The sequence below is a fragment of the Corallococcus sp. AB038B genome (assembly GCF_003668955.1).
GTDB classification, from domain to species: domain Bacteria; phylum Myxococcota; class Myxococcia; order Myxococcales; family Myxococcaceae; genus Corallococcus; species Corallococcus exiguus.
In genome coordinates this window covers 1,874,325-1,888,038 of sequence record NZ_RAWO01000001.1, presented here as the reverse complement: position 1 = coordinate 1,888,038, position 13,714 = coordinate 1,874,325, and the positions used below count along the sequence as shown (strand labels likewise).

11 protein-coding genes are annotated in these 13,714 nt (G+C 70.2%); 5 read left to right on the top strand and 6 right to left on the bottom strand.

Annotated features, from left to right (window positions below):
- The first annotated feature begins 48 nt into the window (after positions 1–48).
- A complete protein-coding gene (locus D7Y04_RS07880; RefSeq protein WP_121758802.1) occupies positions 49–1,338 on the top strand; it encodes a threonine/serine exporter ThrE family protein in 1,290 nt (429 codons plus the stop codon).
- 10 nt (positions 1,339–1,348) lie between these two features.
- Here D7Y04_RS07880 and D7Y04_RS07875 read toward each other — a convergent pair whose 3' ends face one another.
- The gene (locus D7Y04_RS07875) at positions 1,349–1,765 is read right to left on the bottom strand and encodes a DoxX family protein (RefSeq protein WP_120576085.1); all 417 of its coding nucleotides are present in this window, start codon (positions 1,763–1,765) and stop codon (positions 1,349–1,351) included.
- A 137-nt stretch (positions 1,766–1,902) separates the two neighbouring features.
- On the opposite strand from D7Y04_RS07875, the gene D7Y04_RS07870 reads away from it, so the two are divergent.
- Complete coding sequence (locus D7Y04_RS07870; protein WP_121758801.1) at positions 1,903–3,078, top strand: AI-2E family transporter; 1,176 nt, start codon at positions 1,903–1,905, stop codon at positions 3,076–3,078.
- A gap of 17 nt (positions 3,079–3,095) precedes the next feature.
- Here the strand turns inward: D7Y04_RS07870 and D7Y04_RS07865 are convergent, their stop codons facing one another.
- Positions 3,096–5,282 carry a peptidase gene (locus D7Y04_RS07865; RefSeq protein WP_121758800.1) on the bottom strand — a complete coding sequence of 729 codons (2,187 nt, stop codon included), beginning with the start codon at positions 5,280–5,282 and terminating at the stop codon, positions 3,096–3,098.
- 160 nt (positions 5,283–5,442) lie between these two features.
- Here D7Y04_RS07865 and D7Y04_RS07860 point away from each other — a divergent pair, with 160 nt between their 5' ends.
- Complete coding sequence (locus D7Y04_RS07860; protein WP_120599383.1) at positions 5,443–7,137, top strand: S28 family serine protease; 1,695 nt, start codon at positions 5,443–5,445, stop codon at positions 7,135–7,137.
- A 75-nt stretch (positions 7,138–7,212) separates the two neighbouring features.
- Here D7Y04_RS07860 and D7Y04_RS07855 read toward each other — a convergent pair whose 3' ends face one another.
- The 3 genes from D7Y04_RS07855 to D7Y04_RS07845 all read right to left on the bottom strand — a co-directional run bounded on the left by D7Y04_RS07855 (position 7,213) and on the right by D7Y04_RS07845 (position 10,308).
- Entirely contained in the window at positions 7,213–7,833 is a 621-nt protein-coding gene (locus D7Y04_RS07855) for a glutathione S-transferase family protein (RefSeq protein ID WP_121758799.1), read from the bottom strand.
- 101 nt (positions 7,834–7,934) lie between these two features.
- The gene (locus D7Y04_RS07850) at positions 7,935–9,656 is read right to left on the bottom strand and encodes a lamin tail domain-containing protein (protein ID WP_121758798.1); all 1,722 of its coding nucleotides are present in this window, start codon (positions 9,654–9,656) and stop codon (positions 7,935–7,937) included.
- Between the two features lie 178 nt (positions 9,657–9,834).
- Positions 9,835–10,308 (bottom strand): YqaA family protein, encoded by a 474-nt coding sequence (locus tag D7Y04_RS07845; protein ID WP_121758797.1) that lies wholly within the window; start codon positions 10,306–10,308, stop codon positions 9,835–9,837.
- A 163-nt stretch (positions 10,309–10,471) separates the two neighbouring features.
- Here D7Y04_RS07845 and D7Y04_RS07840 point away from each other — a divergent pair, with 163 nt between their 5' ends.
- Positions 10,472–10,804: a hypothetical protein gene (locus D7Y04_RS07840; RefSeq protein WP_120597129.1), complete on the top strand. Its 333-nt coding sequence runs from the start codon at positions 10,472–10,474 to the stop codon at positions 10,802–10,804.
- Positions 10,805–10,813: 9 nt separating this feature from the next.
- Here the strand turns inward: D7Y04_RS07840 and D7Y04_RS07835 are convergent, their stop codons facing one another.
- Positions 10,814–12,187 carry an amidohydrolase family protein gene (locus tag D7Y04_RS07835; protein ID WP_121758796.1) on the bottom strand — a complete coding sequence of 458 codons (1,374 nt, stop codon included), beginning with the start codon at positions 12,185–12,187 and terminating at the stop codon, positions 10,814–10,816.
- Between the two features lie 187 nt (positions 12,188–12,374).
- On the opposite strand from D7Y04_RS07835, the gene D7Y04_RS44375 reads away from it, so the two are divergent.
- Positions 12,375–13,691, top strand: a complete 1,317-nt coding sequence (locus tag D7Y04_RS44375; protein WP_120597131.1) for a putative sensor domain DACNV-containing protein — start codon at positions 12,375–12,377, stop codon at positions 13,689–13,691.
- Positions 13,692–13,714: the final 23 nt, after the last annotated feature.

The window sequence follows — 13,714 nt, the reverse complement described above, 5'->3', positions numbered from 1 at the left end:
CTTCCAGGGGGGCTCCGCGCCGTTTGACTCCCCCAGGCGGCTCTGCGCATGTGCGCGCCCGCCGTGTCCACGCGTCCCTCCGAAACCGCTGAAGCCCCGCCCGAGTTCGTCGCCTCCCTCGCGCCCCCGCCGCCCGGCCCCGCGGTGGCCTTCGTGCTGCGGCTGGGCCACGCCCTGCACCGTCACGGCACGCCCGCCCACCGCCTGGAGGGCCTGATGATGAAGGTGAGCGAGCGGCTGGGCCTGGAGGCCCGCTTCTTCTCCACGCCCACCTCCATCTTCGCCTCCTTCGGCCCCCCCGAGGACCTGCGCACCAGCCTCATCCGTGTGGAGCCCGGCGACATGGACCTGGAGCGCCTCATCCTCCTGGACATGCTCGCGGACGACGTCATCCACGGGCGCCTCACGCCCGCGGTGGGCGCGCGCCGCGTGGAGGACATCCTCGCCCGGCCTCCGCGCTACGGCCCCGCCCTGCAGCTGCTCTGCTGGATGCTGGCGGGCGCTTCCGCGGCGCTGCTGTTCGGCGGCGGATGGAAGGAGATGGGCGTCGCCGGCGTCAGCAGCCTGGCCATTGGCGCGCTGGACCTGCTGACCCGCAAGCAGCCGACCACCGCCCGCGTGCTGGAGCCCGTGGCGGCCGTGCTGTCCGCCGCGTTCGCGGGGCTCGCGGCCCACTTCTTCGGCCCGCTGCACGGCGAGGTGGCCACGCTCGCGGGCCTCATCGTCCTGTTGCCCGGCCTCACGCTCACCATCGCCGTCAACGAGGTGGCCACGCGCAACCTCATCTCCGGCACGTCGCGCCTCACCCACGCCGCGCTCATCTTCCTCCAACTGGGCTTCGGCGCGGCCCTGGGCAGCCGCGTGGCCACGGTGCTGCCTCCCGTGCCCATGCCCACGCCATCCCTGCCCGCAGTGCTACCCCCGGGGGTCGCCATCGCCGCGCTCGTGGTGGCGGGCTTCGCCATCGCGGTGCTCTTCCGCGCCCGGCCGCGCGACTGGGGATGGATTGCCCTGGCCGGCGCCGCCGCGTTCATGGGCGCGCGGCTGGGAGCGCTGCTGCTGGGGCCTCAGCTGGGCGCCTTCGCGGGCGCGCTGCTGCTGGGCATCGGGAGCAACGCGCTGGCGAGGCTGCGCAACCGGCCCGCCGTCACCACCGTGGTGCCGGGGCTGATGCTGCTCGTCCCCGGCAGCGTGGGCTTCCGCAGCCTCGCGTCGCTGCTGGAGCGCGACGTGGTGGCCGGCGTGGACACGGCCTTCTCCATGCTGATGGTCGCGGTGGCGCTGGCGGCGGGCCTGCTGTCCGCCAACGCCATCATGCCTTCGCGCAAGGTGCTCTAGAGGGCCGGCCTCAGGCCAGCCGCAGCAGGTACACACCCGCGAGCGCGACGATGAAGTACGGCACCAGCACCGCCGCGCCTGCGTACTCCTTCGCCATGCGCTGACCGAAGAAGAGCGCCAGCAGCGACACCGCGGAGAGCACCGCGCCCAGGTACGCAAAGAACGGATTGCCGTTCACCAGCAGCGCCACCGCGCCCGCCCCGCTCAGCGCCCCGGCTGCCAGCTCCATCAGGGTGATGACCGCCAGCATCGGCGTCACCACGCCCTTCAGGGGCGACTTGGAGAAGTGGCCGGTCAGCCACCCCAGGTTCCCCTTCCAGTCCACGACCTTGTCCAGGCCGGACTGCAGGAAGAGGATGGCCAGGAAGGCGGCGCACAGGAGCTGCGGAAGCCAGAGCGTGAAGCGGGCGGAGTCGAAGGGCGGCATGCGCGCACTCTAGCGCTCCCTCTGCCGCTCCCAAGCCCCGTGAGCAGGCAGGCTGCCGGGCCGAGGGGAATGTTCTGGAGACAATCCGGCCGGGCAGGCTCCCGCCGACAGGTCCGGCTCCCTAACTTGGCAAGGCCATGGCCTCCGATCAGGTAGCGCGACGCGTCTTCGTGGGTCTCATCCTGCTGTCCATCGTCCTGTTGTGCCTGGTCATCCGGCCCTTCGCGGAAGCGTTCTTCCTGGCGGCGGTGCTGGCGGGCACCTTCTACGGACTGCACACCCGGCTGAAGAAGCGGCTGCGCGGCCACGGCAACGTGTCCTCCGGGCTCATCGTCAGCGGCATCCTGCTGGCCCTGCTGCTGCCCCTGGGCGGCCTCACCGCCTTCGTCGTCGCGGAGGTGTCCGAGGGCGCGCGCTTCGTGACGGGGGCCGTGCAGAAGGACGGGATGACGGGCCTGGTGGAGAAGCTCCCCAGCGGCATCCAGGGCCCGGTGAGCAAGCTGATTGAGCGGCTCCCGCTGGAGCAGGCCGAACTGGACCAGAAGCTCCAGGAGCAGATGACGACCCAAGGGGGCACCGCCGCCAAGGCCGTGACGGGAGCGGTGGCCGCCACGGGCACCATCATCCTCCAACTGACGATGATGCTCATCGCCCTCTTCTTCTTCCTCACCGACGGCGCGCGGCTGGTGCAGTGGATCGAGAGCGTGTCGCCGCTGCGGCGCGGACAGACGCGGGAGCTGTTGCGCGAGTTCAAGAGCACCTCCGTGTCGGTGCTCGTCTCCACCATCGCCACCGCGGGCGTCCAGGCAGCGGTCGCGCTCATCGGCTTCCTCATCGTGGGGGTGCCCGCGCCGCTGTTCTTCGCGGGCCTCACGTTCTTCCTCGCCCTCATCCCCGCCGTGGGCGCCGCGGTGGTGGTGCTCTTCGCCGCGGGCCTGATGTTCCTCAGCGGCCACCCGTGGGCGGCCCTCTTCCTGGCCATCTGGGGCGTCATCGTGGTGGGGCTCGTGGACAACGTCGTCAAGCCGCTCCTGGCCCGGAAGGGCATGAACCAGCACGGCGCCATCGTCTTCTTCGCCCTCTTGGGCGGACTGGCGGCGTTCGGCGCGGTGGGCCTGCTCTTGGGGCCCCTCATCGTCGCCTTCTTCCTCTCCGTGGTGCGCATCTACGAGCGCGACTACGGCCGGCCCAACGGACGGATGGGCGACCCGGCCACGCCGGGAGGCCCCATCCAGCCGGGCTCCCAGCATGTCGTGCTCACCACGGAGTCCGGCACGCCCATCACGGACACCGACACGCCGTCCAACCACTGACGGCCCCTGAGCCCCGCTCAGGGCGTGGACTTCACCGGCGCCGCACCCTTCTTCGCGGGGGTCGGCGCCGGAGCCGTTTCCGGCCCCAGCTCCTTGAAGGCCTCGCGCACCCCGTCCGGCGAGCCCGCCACCTGCGCGGCGACACGGCTGGCCTCCGCGGGGGACAGCCGGCCCAGCAGGCTGCGCTCCAGGTGCTGATCCACGAAGGCCTGGGTGGTGTCCTCCTTCAGGTCCACCACCGCCCCCTTCGCGTCCAGCACCGGCACCACGCGAGGCGAATTGAGCAGCAGCACCGTGGGCACGTCCACGGCCTTCACCCGGCGGGCGACCTCGTCGCGCAGCTTCGGGTCGAAGTGGATGCCCTTCTCCTGCACCAGCGTGCGGATGCCCTCGTAGTCGCCGGTGGCCTTGATGACCATCAGCTTCGAGAGCAGCTCGCCCACGGCCTCGCGCATCTTCGCGTAGTCCGGAATCACCAGGTACGTGCGGCCGTCTTGCGTCACCTGCTTCACCGCGCCCTTCTCCTCCAGGAACGTCACCGTCATGTGGTGGCCGCGCTGGTGGTCCTCCTCGAAGGCGTTGCCCGTCTCCACGCGGCGCAGGTTGGTGAGCCCCTCCACCAGGAAGTCCCGGTACATCTGCCGGGCGATGGCCTCGTGGTCCGGAGACAGCTCCGCGAGCGCCGGGTCGAACGCGTGCCAAAGCGCGACCAAGTCCGCGCGCGCCTCCTCCAGCGTGTTGTCGTACTCCTTGAGGAAGACGGATGGGGACTGGCCCTTCAACTTCGGATCCACCTGGCCGGAGGCGTGGCCCAGCACTTCGTGGAAGGCCACCAGCCACTTGCGCGCGGTGACGGAGTACTTCTGGGCCTGCTCGCGGTCCTCCGCCGTGCGGGAGAACTCCAGCGCCAGGGGCAGCCGCGTCACGGCGGAGGCGGCGTCCATGACGTTGGTGATCATCACGCTCTTGCTGCCGTACTTCTCCCGGATGTGCTGCTCGTTGGGCAGGTTGATGCCCGCGGGCGGCTCCGGGTTGGACGTGATGAGGTTGATGGCCTTGGCCACCGGCAGCGAGACCTTCTTGCGGCGGTACTTCTGCGGCCAGGGCAGCCGGTCCTCGAAGTACTGGGCCTTCTGGCCCATGAGCACCATGATCTGGTTCTCCGCCGTGTCGCGGTAGTTGACCAGCCCTTCCCACTGTCCCTTGTGGCCGCGCGGGTCGACGTAGGTCTCGATGAAGCCCAGGTTGGCGTCCACCTTCGGGTCCACCTTGAGCCACGCGATGTTGTACGCGTCCCAGTCCTTGGGGCTGCCCGTCTGGAAGTAGCGCACCAGCTTGCCCAGCGCGGCCTTGTGCGCGGGCTCGGCGGACTTCATCGCCTCCTGGAGGTGCGCGATGACGCGCGAGAGCTCCTTCGCGTACAGCCCTGGCTTCACCTTGCCGTCCGGCGTGCCCGCGCGGAACACCTGCTCCACCAGCTTGCCGTCCTGCTTCACCACGCGCGAGTTGAGCGGGTACTTCTCCTTGAAGCCCACTAGGTCCTTCTCCGTCACACCGGGGCCGTAGGCGGTGTTGGAGGACGCGGTGAGGAGGTCCTGTCCCGGCGGCGGGGCCTTGGAGGTGAGCTGCGGCTCGAAGGACGCGTCGAAGAGGGTGGGCGTCAGTTCCTGGAGCCAGACCTGGAGCGCGGCGTCGTCCCTCACCGGCCAGGGCGCGCCGGCCTGGCGGGCGCGGGAAGCACCGGCCGCGAGCTGTTCCGCGGTGAAGGCCGGGACGAACTTCTGGCCGGTGGTGCTGTCGTGGTTGCCGCCGTGTCCGTAGAAGCGCAGCAGGTATTCCGCCAGCTTTGCGTCGAAGCCAGACGCGGAGCTCTGCGCATCGCGGCCGAAGAGCCAGACGCCCTCCAGCAGCTGCTTCGTCGGCACCAGCTTCCAGCCCAGCTGATCCAACGCGATGTCCTCGCCCGCGTGCGCCGCGAGCGTGAGGGACCACGCCACGCGCTTCTCCGCCAGGGACAGCTCCGCGATGCCCGGCGCGAACATCTGGGCCACGGCGGTGTTGCCGGAGCGGGCGCGGAGGAACTTCCCTCCGGGCACGGTGAGGGAGGGCTGCGCGGCCTGCGTGAGGCCGGCGTCAGGAGCAGGCGACTTCTGCGGGGTGGCGGGCGCGGCGGCGAGGACGGCGGCCAGCAGCAGGGGCTTCATGGGAGGCTCCAAGGAGACGTGACGGGACGTGGCTACCCCGCGCGAGGAGTGGACTCAAGCGGTCAGCCGTCCGGGCCTCCCGGGGCCGGACAGAGCGTGCGGCGGCAGGCGTCGTGACGGGCTCCTGACCTAGAATGGCGGCCCTTCGCTGGAGACCCCGATGGCCCGAGCTGCTCGCTTCCCTCGTGTGTTGTTGATGCTTCCCCTGCTCGGCCTGCTCGGAGGTCCGGTCGCCTGTGGCGATGACGAGCCGGACGACCCGCGCCCCGACAGCGGCACGCAGGCCGTGGACGCGGGCTCGGATGCCGGCTCCGACGCAGGCTCCGATGCGGGCACGGACGCCGGCACGGACGCCGATGCGGGTCCCGACGCAGGCACGGAGACCGATGCGGGATCCGACGCGGGCACGGAGAACGACGCGGGCACGGAGAGCGACGCGGGCACGGACGCCGATGCAGGGACTGACGGCGGCGTGGTGACGTGCACTCCCAGCGGCTGGGTCGACACGCCCCCGGACCTGAGCGTCATCCAGAATACGTCGTTGGACATCCGGACCCGGTTGGAGGCCATCCCGGGCCTCATCGTGGACCAGGACCGGACCGGCGGCAGTGTCCCCGCGGGCTACCGGCACTTCGTCCTTCGGTACAACCAGCCGTCGGACCACGCCCACCCGGAGTGCCAGCGCTTCGAGCAGCGCCTGACGCTGATGCACAAGGCGGACGCCAGCCCGATGGTGCTCTCCACCAGCGGCTACAACGTCTCCACCGGCACCGGCCGCAGCGAGCCCACGCAGCTCCTAGCCGCCAATCAGGTCGCCGTGGAGCACCGCTTCTTCCCTCCGAGCATTCCGTCGCCCGCGGACTGGAGCCAGCTCACCATCCGCCAGTCCGCGGATGACTTCCACCGCATCACCCAGGCGCTCAAACCCATCTACACCGGCAAGTGGGTGTCCACCGGCGGCAGCAAGGGCGGCGAGACGGTGGTGTTCTTCCGCCGCTTCCATCCGGACGACGTGGACGCCACCGTGGCGTACGTGGCGCCCATCGCGAAGCGCGACGACGAGCGCTTCGTGACGTTCCAGGAGACCGTGGGCGGCGACGCGCAGCTGGCCTGCCGCGAGCGGCTGTGGGCCTTCCAACGCGAGGTGCTCACGCGCCGGAGCCAGATGCTCTCCCTCGTGGACGCCTTCGCCGCGAGCAACAATCTGACGTATTCGCAGCTGGGCCGGGAGCTGGTGCTGGAGCACGCCGCCATCGAGACCTACTTCGCCTTCTGGCAGTACAGCAGCGCGTCGAGCTGCACCGGGAGCATCCCCGCCACCACCGCGACGGATCAGCAGCTGTTCAACGCGCTGAACTCGGTGGTCGGCATCGATTCCTTCTCGGACCAGGGCATCGGCCCCTACGCCGCGTACTACTACCAGGCCGCGGCGGAGCTGGGCTGGCCCCAGCCCTATGAGAAGCACCTGGGCGCGCTCATCCACTTCCCAGACACCGACACCGGCGAGGTGTACTCGCCGCCGGGCATCCCGTTCGTGTTCCGTCCCCAGGCCATGCCGGACATCCAGGACTGGGTGTCCGCGCAGGGACAGCGCCTGATGTTCATCTACGGCAGCTATGACCCGTGGACGGCGGCGGCCTACGTGCTGGGCAATTCGCAGGACTCCTACCTGTACACGGTGGAGGGCGGAAACCACAACGCGCGCATCAGCCAGCTCCCGGCGGCCCAGCAGGCGGAGGCGAAGGCCAACCTCAACCGTTGGATGGGCATCGCCCCGCTGAAGCGCGCTCCCAAGTTCGTGCAGTCGGAGGAGCCGCCCGCTTTCGGCCCCCACGTGCCGCCCCGCCTGCGCTAGGCGTCGCGGAACCAGTCCGACAGTCGGACAGGCCAACGGGCCGTCCCGGATGCACCGGGGCGGCCCGTCGTCTTTTCAGCGGCCCATCTTGTACGGCCCGCCCCGCTCCAGGGCCCGCTGGTACGCGGGGCGCGCGTGGAGCCGGTCGAGGTAGGCCGTGAGGTTCGGCAGCTCCCCGAGCAGACGGAAGGACTTCGCCGCCTCCAGCACGAAGCTCAGCTGGATGTCCGCGCCCGTCAGTCCATTGCCCACCAGGTACTCGCGGCCCTGGAGCGTCTCTTCCAGGTAGTTCAGGTGGTTCTTCAGCTCGGAGTCGATGCGCGGCTTGATGGGCGCCGCGGCGTCGCCCAGCCGCTTCACGTAGAGCAGCTGCACGATGGGCAGCATCGCGGAGCCTTCCGCGTAGTGCAGGAAGTGCGTGTAGCGGTCCAGGTCCTCCGGCGCGGGCGACAGCCGGCCCTGGCCATGCTTGCGGATCAGCGACTCAATGATGGCGCCGGACTCCGCCAGCACCCGGCCGTCGTCCTCCACCAGCGGCGACTTGCCCAGCGGGTGGACGGCCTTGAGCTCCGGCGGAGCGAACCCCGTCTTCGGGTCACGCTCGTAGCGGACGACCTCGTAGTCGAGCCCCAACTCCTCCAGGAGCCAGAGGATTCGCTGCGAGCGGGATTCGGAGAGGTGATGGACCTTCAGCATGATGGGGGGGCTCCTCGCGTCCGGAAGCGGGACGTTCCGGGGGGACACTCTCCCAGGTCGCTCCTCCGGACCAGCTTCGTCCGGAGGAGCGGTGTTCAGGACTAGAACGCGGCGCCGCTGGCGCGCTTGCCAGGAGAGCTCGTCAGGCTGGACACGCCCGTGTGCAGCACGAAGCTGGCCGTGGAGGACGCGTCCGGGCTGCGGTTGGCGGACACGCCGTCCGTGCCCGCGAGCGACGCGGCGAACGTGGCCGTGCTCACCACGGTGCCCGCGCTGTTCTTCACCGTGACGGTGTCACCGCTGTTGCCCAGGACCAGGGAACCCGTGGACGCGGCCACCGCGCCTGGCGTGCCGGCCGGGATGCCGGACGCGCCGCCGAACACCACCACCGCCTTGCCCGCCGCCACCGTGGTGCCGCTGGCGAAGGTGTGGCGCACGGCCGTGGCGTCCGACACCGTCCAGCCACTCAGGTCCACCGCCGCCGTGCCGCTGTTGACCAGCTCCACGAACTCGCCGTTCACGTCCGAACCCGGCTCGTTGATGAGCACCTCGTTGATGAACACGTTGCCCGTGCCACCGGTGCCGCCCGTGGTGATGGTGAAGGCCGCGTTGGACAGGTCGGTGACGGTGGCGTTGCTCGCGTCGCTCACGCGCACCCACGCGGTGGTGCTGGCGCTGGAGGGCACCGTCCACGCCACGCTGCCGGAGGACGCGCCCGTGCTGGACGTGATGGTCGTCCACGTGGAGCCGTTCAGCGAGTACTCCACCTTCACGTTGGAGACGCCGGACGCCGACCAGGTGATGGTGCGCGCCGAGCCGGCCGTCCAGCTCTCACCGCCGTTGGGCGACAGCACCGTCACGGAGGAGGACGTCGCGCCGTCGCCCGGGATGAGGAAGTCCTTGATGACGCCCATGTGCTGCATGCCGGACGCGCCGCTGTCGCCCGACAGCGCCGGGGAGATGTCGGAGAGCGGCGAGTACACGCGCGTGTCCACCACCAGGCCGTTGGCGAAGGTGCTGGAGCCCATCACCACCGACGTCTGGTAGGCGCGCAGGTCGTTGTCCACCAGCACGTGGTCGTACGGCGAGTTGCGGCCCGCGTTGGTGTTGGTGTTGCCATTCTTGTCCGCCGGGTACGGCGACGCCGTGGACACCACGCTGGAGAAGGTGCTGAAGGTCGCCTCGCTGCGGCTGCCGGTGTTGAAGTCACCGCCGATGACCAGGTAGTCGCTGGCGGGCACGTTGGCGTTGATGAACTTCACCAGGTTGTTCGCTTCCGTGTTGCGGACGCTGGAGCTGGTGGTCAGCAGGTGCACGCTGATGGCCCACAGGTCCTTGGGCCCCGGGATGTCGATGCGCGCCCACGCGAAGTCGCGGTTGGACACCTGCGTGTCGTCCCACTCGCCCGCGGCGATGATGGGGTAGCGGCTGATGATGCCGTTGGGAATCTGCGCACCGGCCTCGCGGTAGTACGAGAAGCTCGTGCCGAACGCCGTGTCCACGAAGGCGCGGAGGTCCGCCGCGGAGTCCGTCTGGTAGTTGAATTCCTGAATCATCACGACGTCCGCGTCCGTGCCCTGGAAGATGCGGAGGCCGTGGCCCGGGTTGTAGTCCTGCCCATTGCCGCTGCTCAGATTGGCCGCCATCAGGCGCAGCCGCACGTTCGCCAGCGAGTCCTCACGCGCGACGAGCTCCGGCGCCGTCTCCTCCGCGTCCGCCTCCACGGAGCCACCGCACGCGCTGAGCGCCGCGCACACCAGCGTGAAGGACCACGTACGCCAGGAGGCGGCAGGCCGCCGGAAGAGGTCTTGTTTCAGGCTCACGATGTTTCATCCTGCTCCCGGAAAACCCGGAAGCCGTAGAGGTTCAGGGACGTCACGGCAGCGCCGCGGACGCAGTATTCCGCGTACACGACGCCACCGCCGTTTATCCGTCACATTCCTTGAAACGTTTCGTGAGCGGCGCATCCCCCCCGGCAGGGACGCGCAATGTTACGCATTGTTACATGGCTGCCGTGGTGGACAGCGCGACGAAGGCGTAGCGCAGGCCCTTACCCAGGGTGACGAAGACGACGAAGGGAAAGGGGCGCACACCCACGAAGCCACCCGCGAGCACGAACGCGTCACCCAGGATGGGCAGCCACGACATGAGCAGGGCGGGAGCGCCCCAGTTGCGCAGGTTCGCCTCCACGCGCGCCATGCGCGGGCCTTCCTTCTCCCGGCGGCGCGACACCCAGCGGCCCACGGCGCCGCCACCGCCGCGCGACACCCACTGGCCCAGGATGTAGAGCGTCACCGCGCCCAGCACGTTGCCCACGGTGGCCACCACGGTGGCCATCACCGGCGGCGTGCCGTTGTAGATGAGGGCGGCGAGCATCGCCTCGGAGGGCACCGGCACCACGGAGCCCGCCAGCATGGCGACGAAGAACATCCCGGGAAGGCCCCAGGTGGACAGGATGGACGGCTCGGCGGGCATGGGCGGCCTGGGCCATACACCCGGCACGGGGCGTTCGTCTCGTGCGGCGTCAGCGCTCCCCTGCCCGCCACCCCGCCCCCACGGGGCTGGAGGCTGTCCGGCGACGCGGCGCTCCCAAGGGCAGGGGTTGTAGGCCCGGGTGGGGGTCCCCATCGTCCCCGCCATGCGACGCTCGACGCGCGAACGGTCAGGACTGCGGTCCATCGATACGGAGGACGAGCGGATCGCCTCCCTGCTGGTGGCGGAGAACCCGGCGCTGCACTTCGAGGGCTCCCGGAACCTGGTGGTGCGGCTGCGCGACGGACGCACCTTCGTCCTCACCGTGCTCACCCTGGAGGCGCTGGAGGCACGGCTGGGAGGCGCGCCGTCCTACGTGGCGACCGGCATGGTCCTGGTGCGGCGGTTGTCGGACGGCGCCCTGCTCCACGCGGTGCGCTCCGCGATGGACCGGGGACTGGAGCACTTCGGCACGCTCCAGCCGCCGATTGAAGAATGAAGCGCCGGCTCAGGGCGCGGGAGGAGCGGTGAGCTTCCCGGCCACCTTGCGACCCTGGCGCCACACGCCGGTGATGCGGTCCGCGGCGATGATGCTGGCGGAGGGGTCGCCCTCCACGAGGAAGAAGTCCGCGCGCAGGCCGGGCTTGATGCGGCCCCGGTCCTTGAGCTTGAGCAGGTCCGCCGCGTTCCCGGTGGCGACGGCCAGGGCCTGACCCGGCGTGAGACCCGCGCCGACCATCAGCTTCAGCTCGCGGTGCTCCGCGTAGCCGGGGATGCGCAGCGGGGTGGCGCCGGAGTCCGTGCCGAAGCCCACCTTCACGCCCGCGTCGTACAGCGCCTTCAGGTTGGCCTGGTTGGTGGAGAGCGCGTGGCGCGCCTCCTGGGCCTTGGGGTCCTCCAGGGTCTTCTTGCGCCAGGCGGAGTCGTTGAACTGCGCGCGCAGCTCCGGGGACAGCGCGGGCTGGAGGACGGGGTCATCCACGAGCAGGGGCTGGTCCGCGTAGACGACGGTGGCCTCGTCCAGCTCCAGGGTGGGCACGTACCAGACGCCGCGCTTCTTCATGGCCTGGATGAAGGCCGTGTCCACGGGCTGGTCGCGCACGCCGTGGGCGATGATGTCCACGCCCGCGTCCACCACGGCCTTCGCGTCCTCCAGGTCGTGGATGTGGGCGGCGACGCGCAGGCCCTGTTTGTGGGACTCGTCGATGACGGCCTTGTAGATGTCCGGCTTCATCTTCGGGAGCTTGCCCAGGAACGTGTCGACCCAGACCTTCACCAGGTCCACGCGGTTCTTGGCCAGTGTGCGCACGGCGGCGCGGGCCTCCTCCGCGGTAGTGGGGCGGAAGAGCTGATCCGGCGCGCTGTTCGTCATCGCCTGGGGAGGCCCACCCTCCGGCACGCCGATGCCCTGCCCCGCGCCGAAGAGGTCCGCGCCGGTGAAGGTGTCCGCGTGGGCGTCCTTGCGAAGCTCATTGAACAGCGGCCGGTTCATCCCGAGCGCCGTCACGGTGGTGACGCCATACGCGGCGAACTGGCGCAGCTGCTTCTCGACGTTCTCCCGCGTGTAGTTCTGGGAGCCCGTGGTGGTGCCGGACGTCTGGCCCACGTGGCTGTGGTCGGAGATGAGGCCGGGCAGGAGCGTCTGGCCCTTGAAGTCGATGACCTCCGCGCCCTTGGGCACCTTGACGTTGATGGCGAGCCCCACGGAAACAATCTTCCCGTCGCGCACCACCACCGCAGCCTCCTCCAGCGGCTGGCCTCCGGAGCCATCCAGCACCGTGCCGCCCTGGAAGACGACGGTGCGCGAGGCGGCGGGCGCCGCGCTGGCGGACAGCGGCAGCGCGAGGGCGAGCAGGGCGGCGGTCAGGTAACGCGAGCGCATCAGGAAGGTCTCCAGGGGGAAGAGGGAAACCCTAGGAGCGCGTCCGGGTGGCGACAACCCTTCGTGGCGGCGACTGTCGTGACGTCGGTGCTACAGGCCGGGCGCACGGTGAGAAACCAACGCCGCATCGCGGCGCGCGAGCGACTTCCACCGGGAAACACGGCGCCGTGATTATGCTGCCCGCCCGATGGATGAACCCGGCCTGCAATATCCCGGAGAAGCCCTGCGAGGGTGGCTCCGGCAGTTCGCCAAGACGCCGCTCGCCGAGCCGACGCTGAAGCTGCTGGTCGTGCTGGCGGACACGGTGTTCTTCGCGAGCCTGGGCCGCGAGGAGGGCGAGGCCACGCGCGTGCGCATCGCCTATCACGCGCAGGGGTTGCAGGGCCTGCAGGCGGTGCGAGAGACGGTCTACATCGGCGGACAGAAGGGCAAGCGGCAGGCGTGGGAGACGCTGCCCCTGGAGGCCAAGTCGAGCATCACCGACTTCAGCGTGGAGGCGCTGGTGAAGCTGGCGCCCGCGGCGAACCTGCCGCGCACGGCGGTGGTGGTGGGGCCGCGAGACGGCAAGCTGCGCATCCAGGGGCTGGCGCGCCGGGTGGAGTACACGGAGTTCCACGCCGAGGGCGAGGAGGACGTCTTCATCCTGCACGCGCCGGAGCCGGGCCACCTGGTGGTGAGCACGCAGGGGCGCGAGGTGTTCCGCTACGAGCAGGGAGCGCCGGTGCCGCCGGGCCGTCGAGTGGCATTGCACGACCTGCTCTTCCACGAGGACAGCGCGGTGCGCGCGGCGCTGATGGAGATGTGCGCCACGCTGGTGGAGTCCCTGCCCAAGGTGCAGCCGCTGATGGGCGGCAACCGCGAGTGGTACGTGTCCAACGCGGTGCAGGGGCTCATCCGGAGGATGGCGGGCCTGCATCACGGAGGGCTCATCGCGTTCCTGCCCAAGCAGCACGACGTGGAGCGCTTCCGGGCGCGAGGCAAGTACGTCCTGCCGTCGGAGCAGGGCTCGTTGTTGCGCCAGCGATTGCAGCGCTTCGTGCAGGCGAGGGCGGACCTCATCAACGGCGCCTGGCAGGCGGAGGCCGGCAAGGCGGCGGAGGAGGAAGAGGATCCGGAGTTGAAGAAGGCCGCGGCCGAGCACGACGACAAGGTGACGGAGAGCGACTTCCAGGCGCTGGTGGAGAGCATCGGGCAGTTCACGGCGGTGGACAACGCGCTGGTCTTGGGGCCGGAGCTGGAGGTGCTCTGCGCGGGGTATCAGATTGCGCTCCCGAGAAGCGGCCCGCCGCAGGTCTTCGAGGCGCGCACGCTCCAGGGGCGTCCCGGGCCGCACTACCCCATCCACCAGCACGGCTCACGCCACCGGGCCGCGGCCGTCTTCGCCAACCAGCACTCCGGAGCCATCGTGTTCGTGGCGTCCCAGGACGGCCCGCTCCGCTGCCTGCACCGGCCACCGGGCAAGAAGAAGGTGCTGCTCTGGAGCCTCCTGCTGACGGAGGACTGAGGCCGGCTGGGTTGTTGGGTACT

Coding starts and splice junctions, on each gene's coding strand:
- D7Y04_RS07835 (WP_121758796.1), bottom strand. CDS start 12,187: ATGCGCTCGCGTTACCTGACCGCCGCCCTGCTCGCCCTCGCGCTGCCG.
- D7Y04_RS07845 (WP_121758797.1), bottom strand. CDS start 10,308: ATGCCCGCCGAGCCGTCCATCCTGTCCACCTGGGGCCTTCCCGGGATG.
- D7Y04_RS07855 (WP_121758799.1), bottom strand. CDS start 7,833: ATGCTGAAGGTCCATCACCTCTCCGAATCCCGCTCGCAGCGAATCCTC.
- D7Y04_RS07860 (WP_120599383.1), top strand. CDS start 5,443: ATGGCCCGAGCTGCTCGCTTCCCTCGTGTGTTGTTGATGCTTCCCCTG.
- D7Y04_RS07865 (WP_121758800.1), bottom strand. CDS start 5,282: ATGAAGCCCCTGCTGCTGGCCGCCGTCCTCGCCGCCGCGCCCGCCACC.
- D7Y04_RS44375 (WP_120597131.1), top strand. CDS start 12,375: ATGGATGAACCCGGCCTGCAATATCCCGGAGAAGCCCTGCGAGGGTGG.
- D7Y04_RS07870 (WP_121758801.1), top strand. CDS start 1,903: ATGGCCTCCGATCAGGTAGCGCGACGCGTCTTCGTGGGTCTCATCCTG.
- D7Y04_RS07880 (WP_121758802.1), top strand. CDS start 49: ATGTGCGCGCCCGCCGTGTCCACGCGTCCCTCCGAAACCGCTGAAGCC.
- D7Y04_RS07875 (WP_120576085.1), bottom strand. CDS start 1,765: ATGCCGCCCTTCGACTCCGCCCGCTTCACGCTCTGGCTTCCGCAGCTC.
- D7Y04_RS07840 (WP_120597129.1), top strand. CDS start 10,472: ATGCGACGCTCGACGCGCGAACGGTCAGGACTGCGGTCCATCGATACG.